18 protein-coding genes are annotated in these 24444 nt (G+C 72.3%); 6 read left to right on the top strand and 12 right to left on the bottom strand.

Annotated elements, in window-relative coordinates; all coding sequences use genetic code 11:
• The first annotated feature begins 17 nt into the window (after positions 1 to 17).
• On the top strand, positions 18 to 2837 hold the full coding sequence (locus tag QUV83_RS11630; protein ID WP_289564681.1) for an aconitate hydratase: 2820 nt from the start codon (positions 18 to 20) through the stop codon (positions 2835 to 2837).
• A 54-nt stretch (positions 2838 to 2891) separates the two neighbouring features.
• On the opposite strand, the gene QUV83_RS11625 is transcribed toward QUV83_RS11630, so the two are convergent.
• From QUV83_RS11625 to QUV83_RS11595, 7 genes are all read right to left on the bottom strand, one after another.
• A complete protein-coding gene (locus tag QUV83_RS11625) occupies positions 2892 to 4070 on the bottom strand; it encodes an RtcB family protein (RefSeq protein ID WP_289564680.1) in 1179 nt (392 codons plus the stop codon).
• A 68-nt stretch (positions 4071 to 4138) separates the two neighbouring features.
• Positions 4139 to 4774, bottom strand: coding sequence for a hypothetical protein (locus QUV83_RS11620; RefSeq protein WP_289564679.1), 636 nt, complete (start codon positions 4772 to 4774; stop codon positions 4139 to 4141).
• A 231-nt stretch (positions 4775 to 5005) separates the two neighbouring features.
• Complete coding sequence (locus tag QUV83_RS11615) at positions 5006 to 5887, bottom strand: site-specific integrase (RefSeq protein ID WP_289564678.1); 882 nt, start codon at positions 5885 to 5887, stop codon at positions 5006 to 5008.
• Positions 5888 to 6171: 284 nt separating this feature from the next.
• A complete protein-coding gene (locus tag QUV83_RS11610) occupies positions 6172 to 6771 on the bottom strand; it encodes an NADH:flavin oxidoreductase/NADH oxidase (protein ID WP_289564677.1) in 600 nt (199 codons plus the stop codon).
• Positions 6710 to 7606: an aminoglycoside phosphotransferase family protein gene (locus QUV83_RS11605; protein WP_289564676.1), complete on the bottom strand. Its 897-nt coding sequence runs from the start codon at positions 7604 to 7606 to the stop codon at positions 6710 to 6712. Before QUV83_RS11605 ends, QUV83_RS11610 begins: the two co-directional genes overlap by 62 nt.
• A 70-nt stretch (positions 7607 to 7676) precedes the next feature.
• Positions 7677 to 8357: an NUDIX hydrolase gene (locus tag QUV83_RS11600; RefSeq protein WP_289564675.1), complete on the bottom strand. Its 681-nt coding sequence runs from the start codon at positions 8355 to 8357 to the stop codon at positions 7677 to 7679.
• Positions 8358 to 8395: 38 nt separating this feature from the next.
• The gene (locus QUV83_RS11595) at positions 8396 to 9850 is read right to left on the bottom strand and encodes a GuaB1 family IMP dehydrogenase-related protein (protein WP_289564744.1); all 1455 of its coding nucleotides are present in this window, start codon (positions 9848 to 9850) and stop codon (positions 8396 to 8398) included.
• 171 nt (positions 9851 to 10021) lie between these two features.
• Between QUV83_RS11595 and dxs the strand changes: the two genes are divergently transcribed.
• The 3 genes from dxs to pflA all read left to right on the top strand — a co-directional run bounded on the left by dxs (position 10022) and on the right by pflA (position 15310).
• Positions 10022 to 11905 carry a 1-deoxy-D-xylulose-5-phosphate synthase gene (gene dxs, locus QUV83_RS11590; RefSeq protein WP_289564674.1) on the top strand — a complete coding sequence of 628 codons (1884 nt, stop codon included), beginning with the start codon at positions 10022 to 10024 and terminating at the stop codon, positions 11903 to 11905.
• A 158-nt stretch (positions 11906 to 12063) separates the two neighbouring features.
• Positions 12064 to 14331, top strand: coding sequence for a formate C-acetyltransferase (gene pflB / locus QUV83_RS11585; protein ID WP_289564673.1), 2268 nt, complete (start codon positions 12064 to 12066; stop codon positions 14329 to 14331).
• Positions 14332 to 14416: 85 nt separating this feature from the next.
• On the top strand, positions 14417 to 15310 hold the full coding sequence (gene pflA / locus QUV83_RS11580; RefSeq protein WP_289564672.1) for a pyruvate formate-lyase-activating protein: 894 nt from the start codon (positions 14417 to 14419) through the stop codon (positions 15308 to 15310).
• A gap of 102 nt (positions 15311 to 15412) precedes the next feature.
• Here pflA and QUV83_RS11575 read toward each other — a convergent pair whose 3' ends face one another.
• The 5 genes from QUV83_RS11575 to QUV83_RS11555 all read right to left on the bottom strand — a co-directional run bounded on the left by QUV83_RS11575 (position 15413) and on the right by QUV83_RS11555 (position 21595).
• Positions 15413 to 17533: a 3-hydroxyacyl-CoA dehydrogenase NAD-binding domain-containing protein gene (locus QUV83_RS11575; RefSeq protein WP_289564671.1), complete on the bottom strand. Its 2121-nt coding sequence runs from the start codon at positions 17531 to 17533 to the stop codon at positions 15413 to 15415.
• Complete coding sequence (locus QUV83_RS11570; protein ID WP_289564670.1) at positions 17530 to 18777, bottom strand: thiolase family protein; 1248 nt, start codon at positions 18775 to 18777, stop codon at positions 17530 to 17532. Before QUV83_RS11570 ends, QUV83_RS11575 begins: the two co-directional genes overlap by 4 nt.
• Positions 18778 to 18905: 128 nt before the next feature.
• On the bottom strand, positions 18906 to 20222 hold the full coding sequence (locus tag QUV83_RS11565) for a ribonuclease D (protein WP_289564669.1): 1317 nt from the start codon (positions 20220 to 20222) through the stop codon (positions 18906 to 18908).
• Between the two features lie 92 nt (positions 20223 to 20314).
• Complete coding sequence (locus QUV83_RS11560; RefSeq protein ID WP_289564668.1) at positions 20315 to 20842, bottom strand: helix-turn-helix transcriptional regulator; 528 nt, start codon at positions 20840 to 20842, stop codon at positions 20315 to 20317.
• A gap of 168 nt (positions 20843 to 21010) precedes the next feature.
• Positions 21011 to 21595 carry a DUF3000 domain-containing protein gene (locus QUV83_RS11555; RefSeq protein ID WP_289564667.1) on the bottom strand — a complete coding sequence of 195 codons (585 nt, stop codon included), beginning with the start codon at positions 21593 to 21595 and terminating at the stop codon, positions 21011 to 21013.
• 152 nt (positions 21596 to 21747) lie between these two features.
• Between QUV83_RS11555 and gndA the strand changes: the two genes are divergently transcribed.
• Positions 21748 to 23205 (top strand): NADP-dependent phosphogluconate dehydrogenase, encoded by a 1458-nt coding sequence (gndA, locus tag QUV83_RS11550; protein WP_289564666.1) that lies wholly within the window; start codon positions 21748 to 21750, stop codon positions 23203 to 23205.
• Complete coding sequence (locus tag QUV83_RS11545) at positions 23202 to 24440, top strand: carboxylate--amine ligase (protein ID WP_289564665.1); 1239 nt, start codon at positions 23202 to 23204, stop codon at positions 24438 to 24440. Before gndA ends, QUV83_RS11545 begins: the two co-directional genes overlap by 4 nt.
• The last annotated feature ends 4 nt before the right edge of the window (positions 24441 to 24444 follow it).

Raw genomic sequence — 24444 nt, 5'->3', positions numbered from 1 at the left:
AGCGAAGAGGAGCCCCAGTGAGCAGCGTCGACAGCTTTAGGTCGAAAGGCACCCTCGAGGTCGGTGACGCCTCCTACGAGATCTACCGACTCGCCGCCGTGCCCGGCGTCGAGCGCCTGCCGTACAGCCTGAAGGTGCTCGCCGAGAACCTGCTGCGCACTGAGGACGGCGCCAACATCACCGCCGACCACGTGCGCGCCCTCGCGGAGTGGGACCCCCAGGCGGAGCCCGACACCGAGATCCAGTTCACGCCCGCCCGCGTGATCATGCAGGACTTCACCGGCGTCCCGTGCATCGTCGACCTGGCCACCATGCGCGAGGCCGTCGCCGAGCTCGGGGGAGACCCCAGCCGGATCAACCCGCTGGCGCCCGCCGAGCTGGTCATCGACCACTCCGTGCAGATCGACGTCGCCGGCCGCCCCGACGCCTTCGAGCGCAACGTCGCGTTCGAGTACGAGCGCAACTTCGAGCGCTACCAGTTCCTGCGCTGGGGCCAGACGGCCTTCGACGACTTCAAGGTCGTCCCGCCCGGCACCGGCATCGTCCACCAGGTCAACATCGAGTACCTGGCCCGCACCGTCATGACCCGCGAGGTCGGCGGCGTGCTGCGCGCGTACCCCGACACCTGCGTGGGCACCGACTCGCACACCACGATGGTCAACGGCCTGGGCGTGCTGGGCTGGGGCGTCGGCGGCATCGAGGCCGAGGCGGCCATGCTGGGCCAGCCCGTGTCGATGCTCATCCCGCGCGTCGTCGGCTTCAAGCTCTCGGGGTCCATCCCCTCGGGCGTGACCGCCACGGACGTCGTCCTCACGATCACGCAGCAGCTGCGCGAGCACGGCGTGGTCGGCAAGTTCGTCGAGTTCTACGGCGATGGCGTCGCCGCCGTGCCGCTCGCGAACCGCGCCACCATCGGCAACATGAGCCCCGAGTTCGGCTCCACCTGCGCGATCTTCCCGATCGACGACGTCACGCTCGACTACCTGCGCCTCACCGGCCGCGCCGACGAGCAGGTCGCGCTCGTCGAGGCGTACGCCAAGGAGCAGGGCCTGTGGCACGACCCGGCCCAGGAGCCGGTGTTCTCCGAGTACCTCGAGCTGGACCTCGGCACCGTGGTCCCGTCCATCGCCGGCCCCAAGCGCCCGCAGGACCGCATCGAGCTCACGGACGCCAAGAAGTCCTTCGCGACGACGATCCTCGACTACGTCCCCGAGAACGAGGCGGCGCCCTACGTCGCGCCGCTGACCGCGCTCGACGAGTCGGTCGACGAGACGTTCCCGGCCTCCGACCCCATCGCGGCCGACCACGACGACGCCTCGGGCCGCCCGACGCACGTCGCCTACGACAACACCGCCGCGCGCCCCCACAAGCGCGTCCCGGTGACCCTGGCCGACGGCACCCAGACCGAGATCGACCACGGCTCCGTCGTGATCGCCTCGATCACGTCGTGCACCAACACCTCGAACCCCTCGGTGATGCTCGCCGCCGCACTCGTCGCCAAGAAGGCCGTCGAGAAGGGCCTGTCCGCGAAGCCGTGGGTCAAGACGTCCATGGCCCCGGGCTCGAAGGTCGTCACCGACTACTACGAGAAGGCCCAGCTGTGGCCCTACCTCGAGAAGCTCGGCTTCCACCTCGTCGGCTACGGCTGCGCGACCTGCATCGGCAACTCGGGCCCGCTGCCCGAGGAGGTCTCCGAGGCCGTCAACGAGCACGACCTGTCGGTCGTCTCCGTGCTCTCCGGCAACCGCAACTTCGAGGGCCGCATCAACCCCGACGTCAAGATGAACTACCTGGCCTCGCCGCCGCTGGTCATCGCGTACGCCCTCGCCGGGACGATGGACTTCGACTTCGTCAACGAGCCGCTCGGGCACGCCGAGGACGGCACGCCGGTGTTCCTCGCGGACATCTGGCCCTCCCCGGAGGAGGTCCAGTCGACCATCGACCAGGCCATCGACCGCGGCATGTTCACCAAGGACTACGCCGACGTCTTCGCGGGCGACGAGCGCTGGCAGGGCCTGCCCACGCCGGTGGGCGACACCTTCGAGTGGGACGCCGACTCGACGTACGTGCGCAAGCCCCCGTACTTCGAGGGCATGACGCATGAGCCGGCCCCGGTGCGGGACGTCACCGGCGCCCGGGTGCTCGCGAAGCTCGGCGACTCGGTCACCACCGACCACATCAGCCCCGCGGGCGCCATCAAGCCCGACAGCCCCGCGGGCCGGTACCTCGCCGAGCACGGCATCGAGCGCCGCGACTTCAACTCCTACGGCTCGCGCCGCGGGAACCACGAGGTGATGATCCGCGGCACGTTCGCGAACATCCGCCTGCGCAACCAGCTCGTGCCCGGCGTCGAGGGCGGCTTCACCGTCGACCACCTCACCGGCGAGCAGACCACGATCTACGACGCCGCGCAGTCCTACGCCGCCGCGGGCATCCCGCTCGTGATCCTGGGTGGCAAGGAGTACGGCTCGGGGTCCTCGCGCGACTGGGCCGCCAAGGGCACCGCGCTGCTGGGCGTCAAGGCCGTCATCACGGAGAGCTTCGAGCGGATCCACCGCTCCAACCTCATCGGGATGGGCGTGCTGCCGTTGCAGTTCCCCGCAGGCGAGACCGCCGAGTCCCTGGGCCTGGACGGCACGGAGACCTTCGACATCGCCGGCGTCACCGAGCTCAACGAGGGCGTCACGCCCCGCACGCTCAAGGTCACCGCGACCAAGGGCGACGGCTCCGTCGTCGAGTTCGACGCGGTGCTGCGCATCGACACCCCCGGCGAGGCGGACTACTACCGCAACGGCGGCATCCTGCAGTACGTGCTGCGCTCGCTCGTCGCGAGCTGACACAACGTGTCACGAGGCCGGCTCCCCGCTGCGGCGGGGGCCGGTCTCGTCACGTCAGTCGCCCTTCACGTTGACGATCTGCCGCAGCACATGGCGGATCTCGACCAGGTCGGCGGCGTCGGCCATCACCTGGTCGATGTCCTTGTACGCCGCGGGGATCTCGTCGATGAACGCGTCCGTGTCCCGGTACTCGATGCCGGCCATCGCCTCCCGGAGCTGGTCGACCGTGTACTGCCGCCTCGCCGCCGACCGCGAGAGGCTGCGGCCCGCGCCATGCGGCGACGAGCACAGCGAGAGCGCGTCGCCCTTGCCGGCCACCACGTAGGACGCGGTGCCCATCGACCCGGGGATCAGCCCCGGCTCTCCGGCTCCGGCACGGATGGCGCCCTTGCGGGACACCCACACCTTCTTGCCGAAGTGCGTCTCCTGCTCGGTGAAGTTGTGGTGGCAGTTGACGCGCTCGGCCTCCTCGACCGGGGCGCCCATGTGCTCGCCGATGGCAGAGACGACGCGGTCCATCATCTCCTCGCGGTTCGCCGCGGCGAAGTCCTGCGCCCACCGCAGCTCGCGGATGTAGGCCCAGAACTCGTCAGTGCCCTCGGCCAGGTACGCGAGGTCCGGGTCCGGCAGATCGATCCACCACCGCTTGCACAGGTCGGCGGCGATGGCGATGTGCCGCTGGGCGATCTTGTTGCCCACGCCCCGCGAGCCCGAGTGCAGGAACAGCCACACCCGGCCCAGCTCGTCGACCGACACCTCGATGAAGTGGTTCCCCGAGCCCAGGCTGCCGAGCTGCAACCGCCAGTTCGGCCCGTAGCGGTCGGGGTCGAACCCGGCGCGCTGGGCCTTGGCCTCGAGGTCCGAGACCCGGGCGGCGGCCGTCTCCGTCAGCCGGGCGTTGTACGCGCCGACAGACAGCGGGATGCGCGCCTCGATGGACTCGCGCAGCCCGGACAGCGGCCCGGCGGCGCGCACCTGCTCCTCGGCCCACTGCGTCCGGACCGCGATCATGCCGCACCCGATGTCGACGCCCACCGCTGCGGGGATGATCGCGCCGAGCGTCGGGATCACGGACCCGACGGTGGCCCCCTTCCCGAGGTGCGCGTCGGGCATCAGGGCGACGTGGGGGTAGACAAACGGCAGGGTCGACGTCGCGATGGCCTGCTCGCGGGCGCGATCGTCCAGGACGGACGCCCAGTTGATCAGCCGCTTGGACAGGTGCTCTGTGGTCATGGTCGGCGATCCTGGCAGGCCGTGACGTGGACAGCACGGGGATTACCCGCGGAGGCCCGGTGCACGAGTCACGGATCGAGGTCGTCGGAGGGACGTCGCCACGGGGTGACGGGTGATGACCGAAGTCGGTCAGATGGCCCGGCGCGAAGGACCTCGCCGATGAGCACGACGAGTGCCGCGACGACGAACGCCTCGACGTGGTGGGGCGGGCTCGCCGTCATGCCGAAGGGCTCCGGGAGCCGATCCAGCACCAGAGCGCTCGCCCGCCACGGCAGCAGAGGGCCCACATACGCGCCGGCGACCACGCAGACCGCCACGACCCATAGCCGACGCCCATGCCCGGGCCGGAACGGCGACCCCGCGGCGATCGAGCGGAGCACGGGGAGGAGCGCCACCGCGGCGACGAGGAGGGCGATTCCGCGGACCAGCACGTCCGCGCGCGCGAGGAACTGCTCGGTGAGCGAGGCGTCGGGTGCGTGGACCACGACGATCCCCAGTGGTTCGGATCGGTGGTCGAAGTCAGGCAAGCCGCCGGTCGGCACACCGCTCACCTCCACGGCGGTGTACGGCACGAGGCCCACCTCCAGCACGAGCCAGGCTCCGATGCCGTCTGAGGAGTGGAGCCTCATCGGCACGGCCACCTCGCCCATCACATTCCTCGTCGGCTCGAGCCACTGATACAGGCCGACCGCGGTGGCGACCATCCCGACGACGACAAGCGCTGGCCCGAGGACGGCGGCCAGTCGGCGCGCTCGGTGACCGACAGGTGGACGCATGCGGCCTCCGCTGGAGTGGTTCGTGGTCGGCGAGCCTGGCAGGCGACAGCCCGGCCGACAAGCACACGGACCCGTGGTCGCTCGCCTTGCCGCGCTCACCGAGCCGCAGTTGATGCCGTCGTGTGGTGGGGTCCGCCGCCCTGGATCGATCCGGCAGCGTCACGGATGTGGGAGTTGGTCCGCGGGTCGCAACAGGCCGAGCGTGCCGGGGACCAGCTCCGCGGTGGCGCGTCGGGCGTTGAGCGTCGCGACGGCCCGGCGGTGGGCGCGGGCGAGTCCGCGTGGTTGAAGTGGGAGCCCCGGAGGGCGGCGCACCCCGTCCCCGTCGTGGTTGCCGTGCACGGACACCAGGAGGGCGGAGGTGCGGGGCGTCAGCTCGGTGAGCCGCGCGCGGACTGGCAGCCATGCCCGCACGGCGCGCAGTGCGGCGGGTGACAGGGCGACGGTGCGCGGCGGTTGCGGGCTGCGAGCGGCTGGCGGCCGCGGGACGTAGGTGACTGTCTTGGCGGTGAGGTCCACGTCGCCGACCTCGAGCGCGGCGAGCTCCCCAACCCGCATGCCGGTGTCGGCGATGAGCTCGACCACCAGGGCGTGCCGCACCCAGGTGGGCAGCTGCCTGCCGCGCAGCGACTCTGTGGCGAGCTCGGCGCCTGCCTGCCGGGTGCTGGCCGCGCTGATCCGGATCGCGAGCGGGGGGAGCGGTAGCCGGTCGAGGTCGGGCTCGGGGAGGCCGGCTGCTCGTGCGAGCAGGAGCAGGCAGGCCCTGCGAGTCCGGTTGCTCGCGGCTGTGGAGGCCTGGGCGCCCCCGCCGCGCGCGCGCAGGGCTCCGGCGCCGGCGAGCTCGAGGTACTGGAGCCCGACTTCGGCGCCGAGCAGGTCGGCAAGCGTGGGCGGGGGAGTGCGGTGTGCCGCGAAGCGTGTCAGTTCGCCAGCGACCCAGACGAGTTGGCGGGCGCGTGCGGGGGAGTGTCCCTCGGCCGCGCGCACCGCGAGGGCGCGCAGTCGTCCGTCCAGGTCGTCAGGGTCCTCGCGCTCGTCCACGGGCTAGGTCTAGCACGGGGCGCACTCTTCTGACGAAGAGATAACAGGCCCACACGCCAAGGGTTGGCCGATGGGGTCACGCCGCCGGGGGAGTCCGACCCTTCACAGCAAGAGCGGCAATGACGACGGAGGGACGCGACGCCCAGGCTCAGGTCGTTGGGGCCGGCCGTAGAGGAGCGCAGCGTGAGAACGCCTCGGATCGCGCGTCAGCGGTGACGCGTTCCCCTGCGGACGGAGGCTCGGCGGCTCCGAGCCGGACTCGTCGAAGCCGCCGGGCCACGGGGTCACACGGCGTAGGCGTACTGCTCGAGGTACCTGGGCTTGCCACCGACCGCGCCAGCCGCAGCGTTCGCCCACGACGGGTCGCGCAGCAGCGCCCGCCCGAGGAAGACGGCGTCGGCCTCCCCGTCCTCGAGAAGGTGAGTGGCCCATGCCGGGTCGTCGATGCGCCCGACTGCGGCCACTGTGGCGCCTGTGGCGCGACGGATCTGGCCGGCATAGTGAGTCTGGTAGTCGCGGTCGTGGGGGATGCGCGCCCGGACGAGGCCGCCGCTGGAGGCGTCGATCAGGTCCACCCCGCGCGCGGTGGCCAGCCGGGTGAGCTCGATCGTGTCCTCGACGGTCCAGGCGGCGCGGTCGTCCTCGGGATCCTCGGCCACCCAGTCGGTCGTCGAGACCCGCAGCATGACCGGCAGCTCGTCGGGCCAGACGTCGCGCACCGCGTCGATCGTCTCCAGCACGATCCTGGCGCGGCCGGCCAGGTCGCCTCCGTACTCGTCCGTGCGCTGGTTCGACAGCGGTGAGAGGAACGAGTGCAGCAGGTCACCCTTCGAGGACCTGCCGCAGGGTGTGCGACCCGAGTTCCGCGTACTCAGGGGAGTCATCTGAGTGCGCGGCCAATGAGGTCCCCATGCAGAGCGCCCACCCGCGAGCGCGGCGCCACGTGTCGGCGTCATGGCCCCGGAGCGCGTCCATGCGGTGGCGGAAGCGCCTGCGTCCCTCGGCGTCGAAGGTGAGCCAGGCGGTTGCGAGGTCGGTGGCGGGGTCTCCTGAGGTGACGTCGCCGAAGTCGACGAGGGCTTCGAGTCGGCCGCCGTCGACCACCAGGTTGCCGGGGTGCACGTCGCCGTGGAGCCACAGTGGCGGACCGGCCCAGTGGGGGGTGCGGGCCAGGTCCTCCCAGAGCGCGGCGAGCCGGTCGGCGTCGGGGATCGGGCCGGTGGCGAGGCGTTCGCGGACCGCGGCGTCGCGGGTGGCCAACGGGACGCCCCGGACGGTGTTGACCGGCGCGTCGTCGGGCGCTGGGACGTGCAGGCGGGCGAGCGCGTCGGAGAGCGGCTCCGCGAAGGCGGCCCGATCGTGTGGTGACACGGTGACTGCTGACTGGCCGGCGAACCACGGGACGATGCTCCACGCCCACGGGTACTCCGGCGACGGGACGCCGATCCGCGTGGGCAGGGGCAGGCCGACGTGCCCGGCGCCCGCGAGCACCTGCGCGAGGTGCGGCAGCCAGCGCTGCTCGTTCAGGAGGAGCTGGGCGGCGCGGGCCCGGCGCGGCATCCGGATGGCGAGGTCGTCGCCGAGGCGCAGCACGGCGTTGTCCCAGCCGCTCGTCACGAGCCGCACCGGGAGGCCGGCCAGGTCGGGGTGCTGCTCGGAGACGAGCCGGGCCGCGAGCGCGGGCGTGATGTCGAGCTCGGCGACGGGGCGGACGGCCACGGATGCTCCTGGGGGCTCAGCGGAGGCGAGGGCGGGGACCACGAATGATGCGGCGGGCGGGCCGCACACGCTAGGCGGGCGCGGGGACCGTCCGGGTGGCGTCCCACGGCACGTTCCAGCCCAGGGTGTCGAACATCGCGTCCAGCACCAGTGCGGTGAACCCCCACACGACGTGCTCGCCGGCGAGGAATGCGGGGGAGGAGTACGTGCGGGCGCCACGGGTGAGGGTGGCCGTGCGGCGGTTCGCGGGGTGCAGGAGATCCGCGACGGGGACCCGGAAGACGTCGGCGGTCTCGGCGTGGTCGACGGCGACGACGGGTGACGGGCGGGTCCACCAGCCCACGACTGGTGTGACGAGGTGGCGGCTCACGGTGACGGGCACCTGGGGCAGCGTCCCGAGGATGTCGACACCTGCGGGATCGAGCCCGGTCTCCTCGCGGGCCTCCCGCAGCGCGGCCTCGGCGGGGGTGCGGTCCCCGGGGTCCAGGCGCCCACCGGGGAAGGAGACCTGGCCGGGGTGGTGGCCGAGCGTCGCGGAGCGGCGGGTCAGCAGGACGTCGAGGTCGCTGCCCACCGACGACACGGTCTCGAGCGCGGGCGCGTGGTCGAGCACGCCGAAGAGCACGAGCACAGCGGCGGGGCGTCCTGTCGAGGGCGTCTGCCGCAACGCGCGGACGCCGGCCTGCGCCCAGCGCTCCCCGCCGGTGGCGCACAGCGCGGCGAGCTGCCTCCTGGCCTCGGGTTCGCTCATGCGCCCCACCCTAGGCGCCTGACCATGGGAGTCGCGGCTCACCATCCGTCGGGGAGTGGCCGCCCCTCGTCGTACCCCGCAGTGGACTGGATGCCCATGACCGCACGTTCGGCGAATTCCGCGATGGTGGTGGCGCCCACGTAGGCGCAGGCGGAGCGGACGCCCGCGGTGATGTGGTCGATCAGGTCCTCGACGCCGGGGCGGCGGGGATCGAGGTACATCCGCGAGGAGGAGATCCCCTCCTCGTACAGGGCCTTGCGCGCGCGCTCGTAGGCGGAGCCGCTGGCGGTGCGGGCGGCGACGGCGCGGGCGGAGGCCATGCCGAAGCTCTCCTTGTACAGCCGCCCCGTGCCGTCGTCGTGCAGGTCGCCGGGGGACTCGTGGGTCCCGGCGAACCAGGAGCCCACCATGACCTGCGACGCGCCGGCCGCGAGCGCCAGTGCCACGTCGCGGGGGTGGCGGACGCCGCCGTCGGCCCAGACGTGGGCGCCGAGCCGCCGTGCCTCGGCGGCGCACTCGAGGACGGCGGAGAGCTGGGGCCGCCCGACGGCGGTCATCATGCGGGTGGTGCACATGGCGCCGGGGCCGACGCCGACCTTGACGATGTCGGCGCCTGCCTCGACGAGGTCGCGGACCCCCTCGGCGGTGACGACGTTCCCCGCGACGACGGGGACCTGCGGGTCGAGGCTGCGGACGGCGGCGAGGGCCTCGAGCATCTTGCGCTGGTGGCCGTGGGCGGTGTCGACGACGAGGACGTCGACACCGGCGGCGAGCAGGTCGGCGGCCTTGGCCTTGACGTCGCCGTTGATGCCGACGGCGGCGCTGACGCGCAGGCGTCCCTGGTCGTCGAGGGCGGGGGTGTAGATGGAGGAGCGCAGGGCGCCGACTTGGGTGATGACGCCCACGAGCTCGTCGCCGTGCACGACGGGGGAGAACTTGCGTCGTGAGCGGTGCAGGGTCTCGAAGGCGGCTTCGAGGCCGCGGGGCCCGGCGCCGGTGACGACGTCGAGGGGCACGACGGTCGGGTCGGCGGTCATCACGGAGCCGACCTGGGTGAACCTGTCCACGCCGCCGCAGTCGGCCTCGGTGACGACGCCGACGGGCCGGTTCCCCTCCACGACCACCGCCGCGCCGTGCGCGCGCTTGCCGATGAGGGTGAGGGCGGTGTGCACGGTGTCGTGCGGGGTGACGACGACGGCGGTCTCGATCACCGGGTGGCGGGCCTTGACGGAGCTGACGACGTCGGCGACGACATCGGTGGGCACGTCTTGGGGGAGCACGGCGAGCCCACCCCGGCGGGCCACTGTCTCGGCCATGCGGCGGCCGGCGACGGCTGTCATGTTCGCGACGACGATCGGGATGGTGGTGCCCGTGCCGTCGTCCGTGGAGAGGTCGACGTCGAACCGCGAGGTGACGTCCGACCGTCCTGGGACGAGGAACACGTCACCGTATGTGAGGTCGTGGGCAGGACTCTGACCTGGGACGAAGCGCATGGTCACCCCTTTCCTCCTCATCGTAGGCGTCGGGGCCCTCACAGTGGGACCCCTGTTCCCGCACAGGTCGGGCGCCTGGACGCGAGGGCGCGGGAGGGCTGCGCCGCTTAGAGTGATCCCCGACGTGTGGCGCCCTCGCCATGCGCACATAGCGGAGGAGGACGGTGTCGCGTGGGTCTGCTCGCTCGCATCAAGACGCCAGCGGACGTGCGACGGCTCACCCACCGGCAGGTGGCGTCGTTGGCCGCGGAGATCCGTGAGTTCCTCGTGCAGTCGGTCTCGCGCACCGGGGGCCATCTGGGCCCGAACCTGGGCGTCGTCGAGCTGACGATCGCGATCCACCGGGTCTTCGAGTCGCCGCGCGACACGATCGTGTTCGACACCGGGCACCAGGCGTACGTGCACAAGCTGCTCACCGGCCGTCAGGACTTCTCCGACCTGCGCAAGCGCGGCGGCATGTCCGGGTACCCGAGCCGCGCCGAGTCGGAGCACGACGTGGTGGAGAACTCCCACGCGTCGACGGCGCTGAGCTGGGCGGACGGCATCGCGAAGGCGAACGAGGTCCGCGGGCAGGGCGACAGGCATGTGGTGGCCGTCATCGGCGACGGCGCGCTGACCGGCGGGATGGCCTGGGAGGCCCTCAACAACATCGCGGCCGGCCGCGACCGGCGCCTGGTGATCGTGGTCAACGACAACGGCCGCTCCTACGCGCCGACCATCGGCGGGCTGGCGCACCACCTGGACGTGCTGCGCACGACGCAGGGCTACGAGACGGTGCTGAGCTGGGGCAAGCGCACCCTGCACCGCTCCGGCCCGCCCGGGCGCTTCGCGTACGAGGCGCTGCACGGGTTGAAGAAGGGCATCAAGGACGTCGTGGCCCCGCAGGGCCTGTTCGAGGACCTCGGCCTGAAGTACGTCGGCCCCGTCGACGGGCATGACGCCCCGGCGGTGGAGCGGGCGCTGGCCCGGGCGAAGGCCTTCGGCGGCCCGGTGCTGGTGCACGTCATCACCGAGAAGGGCCGCGGGTACACCCCCGCCGAGCAGGACGTCGCCGACCGCTTCCACGCGGTGGGCAAGATCCACCCGGAGACGGGCCTGCCGCTGGCGCCGTCCCGGTTCGGCTGGACCAGCGTGTTCGCCGACGAGATCGTGCGGATCGGCCGCCGCCGCCCGGACGTCGTGGCCATCACCGCCGCGATGCTCGCCCCGGTGGGCCTGGCGCCGTTCGCCCAGGAGTTCCCCGAGCGCACCTTCGACGTGGGCATCGCCGAGCAGCACGCGGCGACGTCGGCCGCGGGCATGGCATTCGCCGGGCTGCACCCTGTGGTGGCCGTGTACGCGACGTTCCTCAACCGCGCCTTCGACCAGGTGCTCATGGACGTGGCCCTGCACCGCGCCGGCGTCACCTTCGTGCTGGACCGCGCGGGCCTCACCGGCGACGACGGCGCCAGCCACAACGGCATGTGGGACCTGGCGATGCTGCGCGGCGTGCCCGGCCTGCGCCTGGCCGCCCCGCGCGACGAGCCCACACTGCGCGCGGCGCTGCGCACGGCCGTGGACATCGACGACGCGCCGAGCGTGGTCCGCTACCCGAAGGGCGCCGTCGGCGACCCGATCCCGGCGGTGGACGAGGTCGACGGCGTCGACGTGCTCGCCCGGCACGACCCGGCCGGCGCCGAGCGGTCCGTGCTCGTCGTCGCCGTGGGCGCGATGGCGGCCACCGCGCTGGAGACCGGCGAGCTGCTCGCGGCGCACCGCCTGCGCGTCACAGTCGTGGATCCCCGGTGGGCGTTGCCCGTCCCGGCGGCCGTCACCAAGCTGGTGGGGGAGCACGACCACGTCGTCACCATCGAGGACGGCGTGGCCGATGGCGGCATCGGGTCCGCCATCGCCCAGCGCGCCCAGGAGGCCGGGCTGTCCACCACTGTGCAGTCCGTCGGCATCCCGTTGGCGTTCTTGGACCACGCGAGCCGCGACCAGCTCGTCACCACCCTGCGGCTGCACCCGCAGGACATCGCGCGAGACGTCCTGACCTGGTTCGACACCCGTTCGTGACGCCGCGCCCCGGCGTCGTGGCCGGGGCGCGCGCAGGCGTCCTCGCGGAGGGTGACCAGGCTCACGTCGCTTCTGACGCGGGAAGGCCCAAGGTCCCAAGACATCCCATGACTTGATCCGTAGCGTCACAGGTACCAGACCTCACCGAGGAGCACACGATGTCCACCACAGCTGTCCCGCAGCCGGCCGTCGACGCCACAGCGTCCGCCTGGCGCGCGTTCGTCGCCGGACCCTGGAGCGACGCCATCGACGTCCGCGACTTCATCCAGCGCAACTACACCCCGTACACGGGTGACGCGTCGTTCCTCGCGGGTCCCACCGAGCGGACCACTGGCGTGTGGACGAAACTCACCAAGATGTTCCCCGAGGAGCGCGAGCGCGGGATCTACGACGTCGACCCCTCGACGCCGTCGACCATCACGTCGCACGCCCCCGGCTACATCGACCAGGCCAACGAGCTCATCGTCGGCCTGCAGACCGACGCCCCGCTGAAGCGCGCGATCATCCCCAACGGCGGCTGGCGCATGGTCGAGGGCGCCCTCAAGACCTACGGCTACGAGCCGGACGAGAACGTCAAGAAGATCTTCACGGAGTACCGCAAGACCCACAACCAGGGCGTCTTCGACGTGTACCCGCCGAACGTCCGCGCGGCCCGCTCCTCGCACATCATCACCGGCCTGCCCGACGCCTACGGCCGCGGCCGCATCATCGGCGACTACCGCCGGGTCGCCCTCTACGGCATCGACGCGCTGATCGCCGCGAAGAAGCTCGAGCGCGCCGCCCTCGACATGGACCGCTCCACCGAGGACGTCATCCGCGACCGCGAGGAGAACTCCGAGCAGATCCGCGCCCTGCAGGAGCTCAAGGCCATGGCCGCCTCCTACGGGTACGACATCTCCCGGCCCGCGGCCAACGCCCGCGAAGCCGTGCAGTGGCTCTACTTCGCCTACCTCGGCGCCGTGAAGGAGCAGAACGGCGCGGCCATGTCGCTGGGCCGCACCTCCACGTTCCTCGACGTCTACCTCGAGCGCGACCTCGCCGAGGGCGTCATCACCGAGGAGCAGGCGCAGGAGCTCATCGACGACCTCGTCATCAAGCTCCGCATCGTCCGCTTCCTGCGGACCCCCGAGTACGACGCCCTGTTCTCCGGCGACCCGACCTGGGTCACCGAGTCGATCGGCGGCATCGGCGAGGACGGCCGCCCGCTCGTCACCAAGACGTCGTTCCGATTCCTGCAGACGCTCTACAACCTGGGCCCGGCCCCCGAGCCGAACCTGACGGTGCTGTGGAGCAACCGCCTGCCCGACGGGTTCAAGAAGTTCTGCGCGCAGGTGTCCATCGACACCTCCGCGATCCAGTACGAGTCCGACGAGCTCATCCGCCAGGCCTGGGGCGACGACGCGGCCATCGCGTGCTGCGTCTCCGCGATGCGGGTCGGCAAGCAGATGCAGTTCTTCGGCGCCCGCGTCAACCTCGCCAAGTCGCTGCTCTACGCGATCAACGGCGGCCGCGACGAGATCACCGGCAAGCAGGTCGCGCCCGTCAGCGCCCCCGTCGAGGGCGACGTCCTCGACTACGACGACGTCAGCGCGAAGTTCGACACCCTGCTCGACTGGCTCGCCGAGACCTACGTCGACGCGCTCAACTGCGTGCACTACATGCACGACAAGTACGCCTACGAGCGCCTCGAGATGGCCCTGCACGACCAGGCCATCCTGCGGACCATGGCGTGCGGCATCGCCGGCCTGTCGGTCGTCGCCGACTCGCTCTCCGCCATCAAGTACGCGACCGTCCGCCCCGTGCGCGACGAGACCGGCCTCGTGACGGACTACGTGACCGAGGGCGACTTCCCGACCTACGGCAACGACGACGACCGCGCCGACGACATCGCCGTGGCCATCGTGCGCTCCTTCATGGAGAAGATCCGCGCGCAGAAGACCTACCGCGACTCGCTGCACACCCAGTCGGTGCTGACCATCACGTCGAACGTCGTCTACGGCAAGGCCACGGGCAACACCCCCGACGGCCGCCGCCAGGGCGAGCCGTTCGCACCGGGCGCCAACCCCATGAACGGGCGCGACACCCACGGGATGCTCGCCTCGGCGCTGTCGGTGGCCAAGCTGCCGTACTCCGAGTCGATGGACGGCATCTCGCTCACCTCCACGGTCGTGCCCTCGGGCCTCGGCCGCACGCGCGAGGAGCAGATCGCCAACCTGGTCGGCCTGCTCGACGGGTACAACGTCTCCTCCGGCTTCCACGTCAACATCAACGTGCTGAACCGGGAGACCCTCGAGGACGCCATGGAGCACCCCGAGAACTACCCGCAGCTCACCATCCGAGTCTCGGGCTACGCCGTGAACTTCACCCGCCTGACGCGCGAGCAGCAGCTCGACGTGCTCTCGCGGACCTTCCACGGCAGCCTCTGACCGGCACGGGCCGCGACGGACGGAACCCAGCACCGTCCGTCGCGGCCCACAATCCGCCGTCTCGTCAGCCTTTGAGGAGCACGCCATGAACGCGACCAGCACCGCACCGCACGACACCGACTGCGGCGCGCCGGTCGTCGAGCTCGGCGTGCCCCTCATCGGCGGATCCCACCAGCGCTCCTCCGCGGGCACCGCGGGGCTCGACACCACCGACGCCACCCGCAGCGAGCGCTTCGCCCAGATGCGCGCCGGCGAGCTGGGCTCCCTGCACTCCTGGGAGCTCGTCACCGCCGTCGACGGCCCTGGCACCCGCCTCACAGCGTTCCTGTCCGGCTGCCCGCTGCGCTGCCTCTACTGCCACAACCCCGACACCATGGAGATGCGGCGTGGTGAGCCGATCAGCGCCGACGAGCTCCTCGCCCGCGTCGCCCGGTACCGGCCCATCTTCGAGGTGACCGGCGGCGGCCTCACCATCTCCGGCGGAGAGCCGCTCATGCAGCCCGCCTTCGTGGCCCGCCTGCTGCGCGGCGCCAAGGAGATGGGCATCCGCACCGCCGTCGACACGTCCGGCTACCTCGGCGCCCACTGCACCGACGAGATGCTCGACGACATCGACCTGGTGCTGCTGGACGTGAAGTCCGGCATCCCCGACACCTACCGCAAGGTCACCGGCCGCGACCTGCAGCCCACCCTCGACTTCGGGCGCCGACTCGCCGCGCGCGGCACCGAGATCTGGGTGCGGTTCGTGCTCGTCCCCGGCCTGACCGACGCCCCCGAGAACGTCGAGGCCGTCGCCGACTACGTGGCCACCCTGTCCACAGTCAGCCGCGTCGAGGTGCTCCCGTTCCACCAGATGGGGCGCGACAAGTGGGAGACCCTGGGGCTGAAATACGAGCTCGAGGACACCCAGCCGCCGTCGCCCGAGCTCGTCGCCCGGGTGCGCGAGCAGTTCCGCGAGCGCGGGCTCACCGTCTACTAGGCGGAGCCTCCCCACACGCGACAAGGGCCGCAGCACACCAGATGTGCTGCGGCCCTCGCCATGCCACTGCGCTAGACCACTGCGCCGCTCAGGTCGCCGAGGTCAGCGACCCGGCACGTTGGCCACCCCGTCGGCCAGCAGCCGGCGTCCCAGGACCTTCGCGGAGTACCCCGTGCGATCCAGGTACGGGGTGATGCCGCCCAGGTGGAACGGCCATCCCGCGCCGAGGATCATGCAGAGGTCGATCTGCTCGGGTCCGTCGACCACGCCCTCGTCGAGCATCAGCCCGATCTCCTCGGCGAGCCCCGACAGCACGGCGTCGAGCACCCCGGCGCCGTCCAGCGGCGACCCGCTGGGCGGCGCGTCGAAGGCGTCCTGGATCGCCGGGTCCACATCGAGTTCGGCGCCCCGGCCGTCGGGCTCGGGGACCACGCGCCGCCCGTCGGCCGCCAGGGCCTCGAGCCCGGGGGAGAGCGGGTACCGATCGCCCAGGTCGGCGTGCAGCGAGCCGAGGACGTGCAGCGCGACGGGCAGCCCCACGAGCTGGATGAGCGCGAACGAGCCCATCGGCAGCCCGAGCGGCCGCAGCGCCGCGTCCGCGACCTGCACCGGCGTCCCGCCCTCGACGGCTGCCGCGACCTCGGCGAGCATCCGCAGCAGCAGCCGGTTCACCACGAAGCCCGGCCGGTCCGCGACGCCGACAGCCGTCTTGCCGAGGTTCTTCGCGAGGGCGAACGCCGTGGCGACAGCCGCGTCGTCGGACGCCTGCGTGCGCACCACCTCGATCAGGGGCATCTGCGCCACCGGGTTGAAGAAGTGGATCCCCACCACCCGCTCGGGGTGGCGCAGGCCCGCGGACATCTCCGTGACCGACAGCGCCGACGTGTTCGTCGCGAGGACCGCGTCCGGCGCGATGACGTCCTCGAGCTCGGCGAAGACCCGCTGCTTGAGGGACATCACCTCGGTGACCGCCTCGATGACCAGGTCCGCGCCCGCGAGCGTCCCCAGGTCCGTGCTCACGCTGATGGACCCGAGGACCCGGTTCGCCTCGTCCGGGCTGAGGCGTCCCTTGGCCGCCTGCGCCTCGACCATCGAGCGGATGCCCGCGAGGCCGGCGGCGACACGCTCGTCGTCGATCTCGCGCATCACCACCGGCACCTTCAGGCGCCGGGCGATGAGCACCGCGAGCTGCCCGGCCATCAGGCCCGCGCCCACGATCCCCACGGTGCGGACCGGCCGCGCCAGCGACGGGTCCGGCGCCCCCGCGGGCTTGCGGGCCTTCCGCGTGGTCAGGTCGAAGGCGTATAGGCCCGCACGCAACTCGTCGGACATGATGAGGTCGGTCAGCGCGTCGTCCTCGGCCGCGAAGGCGGCGTCCCGATCGGCGTCCCGCGCGGCCGCGACCAGGTCGAGCGCGCGGTACGGCGCCTGCCGCGCCCCGTGCAGCCGCTGGTCGAGCTGCTGCCGGGCCCCCGCGATCACCGCCGCCCATTCGTCCGCGCCCTCGATCTCCCGGCGCTCGACGACCTCCGCGCCCGTGAGCACGTCGGCCGTCCACGCGAGTGACCGCTCGAGGAAGTCGGCGGGCTCGAACAGCGCGTCCATCAGCCCCAGGCGCACCGCCTCCGCCGCCTTGGTCATCCGGTTGTTGGCGAGCGGGCGGTTGAGGATGACCTCGAGCGCGCCGCGCACTCCCACGAGCTGCGGCAGCAGGTAGCAGCCGCCCCAGCCGGGCACCAGGCCCAGGAAGGCCTCCGGCAGCGCGAGGGCCGTCACATCCGCGGCCACGGTGCGGTAGGTGCAGTTGAGCGCCAGCTCGAAGCCGCCGCCCAGCGCCGCGCCGTTCACGTACGCGAACGTCGGCACGGCCATCTCGCCGAGCATCCGGTACGTCGCATGCCCCAGCTCGGCGATGTGCCGCGCGTCCGCCTCGTCGACGATGTGCGTCACCGCGGTCAGGTCCGCGCCCGCCGCCAGGTAGTACGGCTTGCCGGTGACGCCCACGGCGACCACCTCGCCCGCGGCGGCACGGTCCTGGAGCCTGCTCAGCGCGACGTGCAGCTCGGTGAGGCCCAGCGGCCCCAGGGTCGTCGGCTTGGTGTGGTCGAAGCCGTTGTCGATGGTGACCAGCGCGAGCGTGCCCACACCGCCCGGCAGCGGGATGTCCCGCACCAGGGCATGGCTGACGCGCTCCGGGCGGGGCCCAGCGGTGGTGGCGGTCATCGGTCGCTCCCGTCAGTCGTCGTGGCGGTGGGCTCGTAGTCGGGGTGGTGCGGGTTCTCCCAGATCACCGTGCCCCCCTGGCCCAGGCCCACGCACATCGTGGTGAGCCCGTACCGGACGTCGGGCCGCTCGGCGAACTGCCGCGCGAGCTGGGTCATGAGCCGCACCCCGGACGACGCCAGGGGGTGTCCCACGGCGATCGCGCCGCCGTACGCGTTGACGCGCGGGTCGTCGTCCTTGATGTCGAACGCGTCGAGGAACGCGAGCACCTGCACCGCGAACGCCTCGTTGACCTCGAACAGGCCGATGTCGTCGATGCTCAGGCCGGACCGCTCCAACGCCTTGCGCGTCGCCGGCACGGGGCCGATGCCCATCACCTCGGGCTCCACACCCGCGTAGGCGAACGTCACCATGCGCATGCGGGGCGCCAGGCCGAGCTCGAGGGCCGTCTCCTCGGCGGCGAGCAGGCAGGAGGCCGCGCCGTCGGTCAGCGGGGCCGACGTGCCGGCGGTCACCCGCCCGCCCGCGCGGAACGGCGTCGGCAGGCCCGCGACGCCCTCCAGGGTCGTGCCGGGCCGGGGCGGCTCGTCGGCGGTGGCCAGGCCCCACCCGTTCTCCGGGTCGCGCAGCGCGACGTACACCAGGTCGGGCGTGATCTTGCCGGCTGCCAGCGCGGCGGCGTACTTGGCCTGGCTGGCCACCCCGTAGGCGTCCGCGCGCTCGCGCGTCAGGGCCGGGAACCTGTCGTGCAGGTTCTCGGCGGTGACGCCCATGTTGAGCGCGTCGGTGCTGACCAGGCGCTCGGCCAGGAAGCGCGGGTTCGGGTCGGCGTCGAAGCCCATGGGGTGCCGGCCCATGTGCTCCACGCCGCCCGCGATCGCCACGTCCTGCGCGCCGAAGCCGATCGCGGCGGCGGTGGACGTCACGGCCGTCATCGCGCCCGCGCACATCCGGTCGATCGCGTACCCGGGGACGGTGCGCGGCAGGCCCGCGAGCATGGCCACGGTCCGCCCCAGGGTCAGCCCCTGGTCGCCCTGCTGGGTCGTCGCGGCGATGGCCACCTCGTCGACCCGTTCGGGCGGGAGCTCGGGGTGGCGGCGGAGGATCTCGCGGATCGTTTTGACGGCGAGGTCGTCGGCACGGGTGTGGGCGTACAGTCCGTCGTCACGGGCGCGCCCGAACGGGGTGCGCACGCCTTCGACGAAGACGACAGGGCGAACTGCACGGGCGGATGCGCTGGGCATCGGACCTCCAGGCGGGGACGGCGTTGTCCGGGCGGCGGTCTGGACAGACACGCCACAACCGACCGTACCCGGGACGAAGGTCCCGCACTAGCCCCAAGTTACTCGTGAGTAACACCCGAGGGCCGAACTCAGCCCTCCGCCGCCGCGAACGCCCCCGCCAACGCGGGCGCGACGAGGGAGACCTGCCACTCGCGCGCCCCGCCAGCCGTCAGGAACTCCGCGATGTGCTCCTCGTCCAGTGGCGCCGGCGGCGTCCAGCACAGCCGGCGCAGCAGGTCGGGCTGCAGCAGGTTCTCCGTTGGCAGCGAGTGCTCCTGCGACAGGGCGCCCACGACATCGCGCGCCACGGCCAGGCGGGCGGCCGCAGCCGGGTCGCGATCGGCCCACGCGCGCGGCGGCGGCGGCCCATCGGACTTCGGGCCCCGCACCGAGGGGAGCTCCGCGTCCGGCAACGCCAGGCCCTTGTCGATCGCGTGCTGCCACAGCACGGCGCGCCTGCGGGTCCCCTTGCCGGAGAACGCAGGCAGCGCCACGAGTTGGGGGACCGACCTCGGCAGCGCCTGGGCGGCCGCCACGATCGCGTGGTCCGGCAGCACCCGGCCCGGGGAGATGTCCCGCTGGCGTGCGTTCTCGTCGCGGGTCTCCCACAGCTCGCGCACCACCGCGAGGCGCCGGGCGTCGCGGATCGCGTGCAGGCCGGAGACCCGGCGCCACGGCTCGACCCGGGGCGCGGGAGGCGGCGCGAGCCGCACCGCCTCGAACTCCTGGGCGGCCCACTCCGCCTTGCCCGCCACGGCGAGCCGCTCGGCCAAGATCTCGCGCAGCTCGACGAGCACCTCGACGTCGAGGGCCGCATAGCGCAGCCACTGCTCCGGCAACGGGCGCGTCGACCAGTCCACCGCCGAGTGCTCCTTCGCGAGCCCCAGCCCGAGGAGCTCCGCGACGACGGCCGCCAGGCCCACGCGCTCGAGGCCCAGCAGCCTCGCCGCCAACTCGGTGTCGAAGATGCGCGACGGGCGCAGGTTCTGCTCGGCGAGCCCGGGGAGGTCCTGCGACGCCGCGTGCAGCACCCACTCCACCCCGACGAGCGCCTGCGACATCGCCGACAGGTCAGGGAGCGCGATGGGGTCGATGAGCGCGGTGCCGGCGCCCTCGCGGCGCAGCTGCACCAGGTACGTGCGCTGCCCGTAGCGGTAGCCCGAGGCGCGCTCGGCGTCCACGGCGACCGGGCCAGTGCCCGCGCCGAAGGCCTCCACCGCGCGGGCCAGGGCCTGCGGGGTGTCGATCACGGGAGGGATGCCCTCGGCGGGCTCAGTGAGGGGGACGACCTCGACGGGGGCCGGCACGTCCTGGTCCAGGGTCAGCTCCGGGAGGACGTCCTCCGCCGGCTCGGACGATGCGGGGTCGTGCGTGGCGCCGCCGGCGCCTGGTGGATCGGGGAGCATGACCTCCACCGTAGGCGCTTGACGAGGTCGCGCGGCGCACGCCGCGCGTGACCTGCGGTGGGACGGGCCGTCGGAGTGGCCGGATCCGGTGCTCAGGGGATGAGGCCCGAGCGGATCGCGAGGGCCACCAGGGCGGCGCGGTCCCCGGTGCCGAGCTTGCGCGAGATGCGCGCGAGGTGGCTCTTGACGGTCAGGGCCGACAGGCCCAAGTGCTCGCCGATCCGTCGGTTGCTGCAGCCGTCCGCCACCAGGGCCAGCACCCCGAGCTCGCGTGCCGTGAGGTCGGCGCGCACCGGCGCGACCACCACGGGAGCGGGCTGCGGAACGGACGGGTGCGCCTCGCCGGCCACGGCGCCGCGCAGGCCGCCGGACAGCAGCCCGACGAGCTCGCGCCGTGCCGCCCGCCGCGCGAGCAGGATCACCCGACCCGAGCCACGGCGCCGCACATTGCGCACCAAGATCTGGCCGTCGCCGTCCGCGAGGTCGGTGACGACCACGCACATCTGGCCGAAGCCGCGACGGCCCTGGGGCTGCTCGGGCGCGGCCACAGGCGACCGGCGCGCAACCGGCGGCGCACCGCGCACGACTGTCGAAGTCCTGCGCAACGGCTCGATGCTCACGTGGGTCTCCTGGCGACGAGAGTGGGACGTAACCCAGCCATCGGCAGCGCGTGGGCCGACCTTGAGGCTTCAGCCGCAGCTCGTCACAGGAACTCGTCACTGTGGTGCTGACACATGCGACCAGGAGTCGCACACGTCACGTCGCGCCCGTCAGGGGCGCGTGGGGGCTCAGCGGCGCCGTGGCAGCGGCACGACCCCGGCGGGCATCGGCGGCAGCCCCGCGGCGCTGCACAGCAGCGCGCTCCACGCCCGCAGGTGCGGCGCCAGGTCGTCCTCCTGGGCGGTCCAGCTGAACCGGAGCTCCAAGTCGACCTGATCGGGGCGCTCAGCGAGGGCGCCGAAACTCTGGGACAGCACACGCGTCACCGTGCCGCCGGCGGCGTGCGCGCGGGCTCCGACACCCGTGAACGACTCCCGGAACCAGCTCCAGGCGACCTCCGCGAGCATCGGGTCGGATCCGACCTCCGCCTCGAGCGAGGCCCGCACCAGCGTCACCAGGCGGAAACGGCCATCCCACGCCTCCTGGCCGTCTGGGTCGTGCAGCACGACGAACCGGCCCGTGGCGAGCTCGGCGCCCTCCGGATCGCGTCGCGCCGCGCGAACCTCGGCGGTCAAGGCGGCGCTGAAAGGGGCGACGCGCGCCGGGCCGGGGACCTCGTCGAGCTCGATCTCGGGTCGCATCCGCACACCGCGCAGCGACCTCAATGCTCGGACGAACTCGATGGGGGCCTCGTCCGGACCAGGGGGGATCACGCCTGCGAGCGTACGGGGGCGCCCCCGTGGTCTTGCGGTACGGCACGCCGCGTCGTGCCACTTCACGCGCGGCTAGGCTTGCACCCGGCAGGAACCCCCCAACGCGCCGCCCGATCAGGCGGGCGGCAGGCGACGAAGTGGAGCAACCGCGCATGACGGCAGCAGGAACCGCCCCCGCAGGAACAGCCCAGATCGGTGTGACCGGGCTGGCAGTGATGGGGCGCAACCTCGCGCGGAACTTCGCGCGCCACGGCTACACGGTCGCCGTGCACAACCGCTCCTACGCGAAGACCCAGTCGCTGATCGAGGAGAACGGCGACGAGGGCGCCTTCGTGCCGTCGGAGTCGATGGCCGACTTCGTGGCCTCCCTCGAGCGGCCCCGCAAGGTCGTCATCATGGTCAAGGCCGGCGGCCCCACCGACGCGGTCATCTCCGAGCTGATCCCGCTGCTCGACGAGGGCGACATCGTCATCGACGCCGGCAACGCGCACTTCCCTGACACGCGCCGTCGCGAGGCCGAGCTCAAGGAGCACGGGCTGCACTTCGTCGGCACCGGCGTCTCCGGCGGCGAGGAGGGCGCGCTGCTCGGGCCGTCGATCATGCCCGGCGGCTCGCGCGACTCCTACGAGGTGCTCGGCCCGATCCTGGAGGACATCTCCGCGAAGGTCGACGGCACGCCGTGCTGCACCTACGTCGGCCCCGACGGCGCCGGCCACTTCGTCAAGATGGTGCACAACGGCATCGAGTACGCCGACATGCAGCTCATCGCCGAGGCCTACGACCTGCTCAAGCAGGGGCTGGGCGCCTCCGCCGCCGAGATCGGCGAGATCTTCCGCGCCTGGAACGAGGGCGACCTCGAGTCCTTCCTCATCGAGATCACGGCCGATGTGCTGAGCCACGTCGACGCCGAGACCGGCAAGGCGTTCGTCGACATCGTGCTCGACCAGGCCGAGCAGAAGGGCACCGGCCGCTGGACCGTGCAGAACGCCCTCGACCTGGGCGTGCCGATCACCGGCATCGCCGAGGCGACGTTCGCACGCGCCCTGTCCGGCTCGGTGCCGCAGCGCACCGCCGCCGCCGGCGTGCTGCCCGCCGAGACGACGCCGTTCGAGGTGACGGACCGCGACGCGTTCATCGAGGACGTGCGCCTCGCGCTGTACGCCTCGAAGGTCGTCGCGTACTCGCAGGGCTTCGACCAGATCGCCGCGGCCAGCGCCGAGTTCGGCTGGGACATCGACCGCGGCGCCATGGCCCGCATCTGGCGGGGCGGCTGCATCATCCGCGCCCGGTTCCTCAACCGCATCACCGAGGCGTACGAGCGCGACGCCGAGCTGCCGCTGCTGCTGGCCGACCCGTACTTCGCGGGCGCTGTCGGCAACGGCGTGGCCGCCTGGCGCCGGGTGGTGTCCCAGGCCGCCCTGGCCGGGGTGCCCACGCCCGCGTTCTCGTCCTCGCTGGCCTACTACGACGGGGTGCGCGCCGAGCGGCTGCCCGCCTCGCTCATCCAGGCGCAGCGCGACTTCTTCGGCGCGCACACCTACCGGCGCACCGACAAGGACGGCACGTTCCACACCGAGTGGTCCGGCGACCGCGCCGAGCACGACGCGTGAGCGAGCAGATCCAGCCCGTCATCCTGGGCGCCGACATCGGCGTCTACGCGCTCGCGCGGTCCTTCCACGAGGCCTACGGCGTGCGGTCCATCGTCGTGAGCGGGGCCGCGCTCGGCCCCATCGCGCACTCGCAGATCATCGACAACGTCCTCGTCGAGGACGGGCACGACCCGCGGCAGCTCGTCGACCGGCTGCTGAGCGTGGCCGCCGAGCACCCCGACAAGCGCCTGGTGCTCATGGCCAACTCGGACTGGCTGGTCCGCGTCGTGGTGCAGCACCGGGCTGAGCTCGAGCCGCACTACGTCGTGCCCTTCCTCTCCGCTGACCTGCTCGAGCGCATCTCCGACAAGGCGACGTTCGCGGAGATCTGCCAGGACCTCGGCATCTCGGCGCCCCGCACCCTCGTGCAGGACTTCGCAGGGGCAGGGGAGGACGACTGGAAGCCGGAGCCGGTGGACATCGCCTACCCGCTCATCGCCAAGGCCGCGAGCAGCGCCGACTACCAGGACGTGGAGTTCGTCGGCAAGAAGAAGGTCTTCGAGATCCAGACGGCCGCCGAGCTCGACGAGCTGTGGGCCTCACTGCGCGGCGCCGGGTTCCGTGGCCGGTTCGTGGTGCAGGAGCTCATCCCGGGCGACGACACACAGATGCGCTCCATCACCGCGTACGTGGACAGCCGCGGCTCGACGACGCTGCTGTGCTCGGCGCACGTCCTGGTGGAGGAGCACACGCCGTCCGGGCTCGGGAACCCGGCCGCGATGGTCACCACCCGGATCGATCCGATGCTCGACCAGGCCCGGCACTTCCTGAAGTCGACGGGCTACATCGGGTTCGCGAACTTCGACGTCAAGGTCGACCCGCGAGACGGCTCGTTCCGCTTCTTCGAGGTGAACCCCCGGATCGGCCGGAACAACTACTACGTGACCGCCGCAGGGGCCAACCCCATGCGGTTCCTCGTCGCGGACCGCGTCGAGGGGCGTGCCGTCGAGCCGATGATCGTCGACGAAGAGGTGCTCTACTCGATCCTGCCGAACAGCCTCCTGTTGAAGTACGTGCTCGACCCCGCGCTGCGGGCGAAGGTGCAGGGGCTGATCCGCTCGGGCAAGGTCGTGCACCCGCTGCGCTACGCCAAGGACGGGTCACCGCGCCGCCTCGCGTACGTCGCGGCCGCGCTGCTCAACCAGGTGCGCAAGTTCCGCCGGTACTACCCGGAGGTCACGGGCACCGGCTTCTGACGAC

The organism is Cellulomonas cellasea, assembly GCF_030372105.1.
Lineage (GTDB): Bacteria > Actinomycetota > Actinomycetes > Actinomycetales > Cellulomonadaceae > Cellulomonas_A > Cellulomonas_A cellasea_A.
Note: the sequence above shows the minus strand (reverse complement) of the source record. Positions and strands in the feature narration are given on the sequence as shown.

What these genes read in the sequence shown, in the direction of transcription:
- QUV83_RS11625 (WP_289564680.1), bottom strand. Translation starts at nt 4,070, where the DNA reads ATGACCACAGAGCACCTGTCCAAGCGGCTGATCAACTGGGCGTCCGTC.
- QUV83_RS11620 (WP_289564679.1), bottom strand. Translation starts at nt 4,774, where the DNA reads ATGGTCGCCACCGCGGTCGGCCTGTATCAGTGGCTCGAGCCGACGAGG.
- QUV83_RS11610 (WP_289564677.1), bottom strand. Translation starts at nt 6,771, where the DNA reads ATGACTCCCCTGAGTACGCGGAACTCGGGTCGCACACCCTGCGGCAGG.
- QUV83_RS11600 (WP_289564675.1), bottom strand. Translation starts at nt 8,357, where the DNA reads ATGAGCGAACCCGAGGCCAGGAGGCAGCTCGCCGCGCTGTGCGCCACC.
- QUV83_RS11595 (WP_289564744.1), bottom strand. Translation starts at nt 9,850, where the DNA reads ATGCGCTTCGTCCCAGGTCAGAGTCCTGCCCACGACCTCACATACGGT.
- pflB (WP_289564673.1), top strand. Translation starts at nt 12,064, where the DNA reads ATGTCCACCACAGCTGTCCCGCAGCCGGCCGTCGACGCCACAGCGTCC.
- pflA (WP_289564672.1), top strand. Translation starts at nt 14,417, where the DNA reads ATGAACGCGACCAGCACCGCACCGCACGACACCGACTGCGGCGCGCCG.
- QUV83_RS11575 (WP_289564671.1), bottom strand. Translation starts at nt 17,533, where the DNA reads ATGACCGCCACCACCGCTGGGCCCCGCCCGGAGCGCGTCAGCCATGCC.
- QUV83_RS11570 (WP_289564670.1), bottom strand. Translation starts at nt 18,777, where the DNA reads ATGCCCAGCGCATCCGCCCGTGCAGTTCGCCCTGTCGTCTTCGTCGAA.
- QUV83_RS11565 (WP_289564669.1), bottom strand. Translation starts at nt 20,222, where the DNA reads ATGCTCCCCGATCCACCAGGCGCCGGCGGCGCCACGCACGACCCCGCA.
- gndA (WP_289564666.1), top strand. Translation starts at nt 21,748, where the DNA reads ATGACGGCAGCAGGAACCGCCCCCGCAGGAACAGCCCAGATCGGTGTG.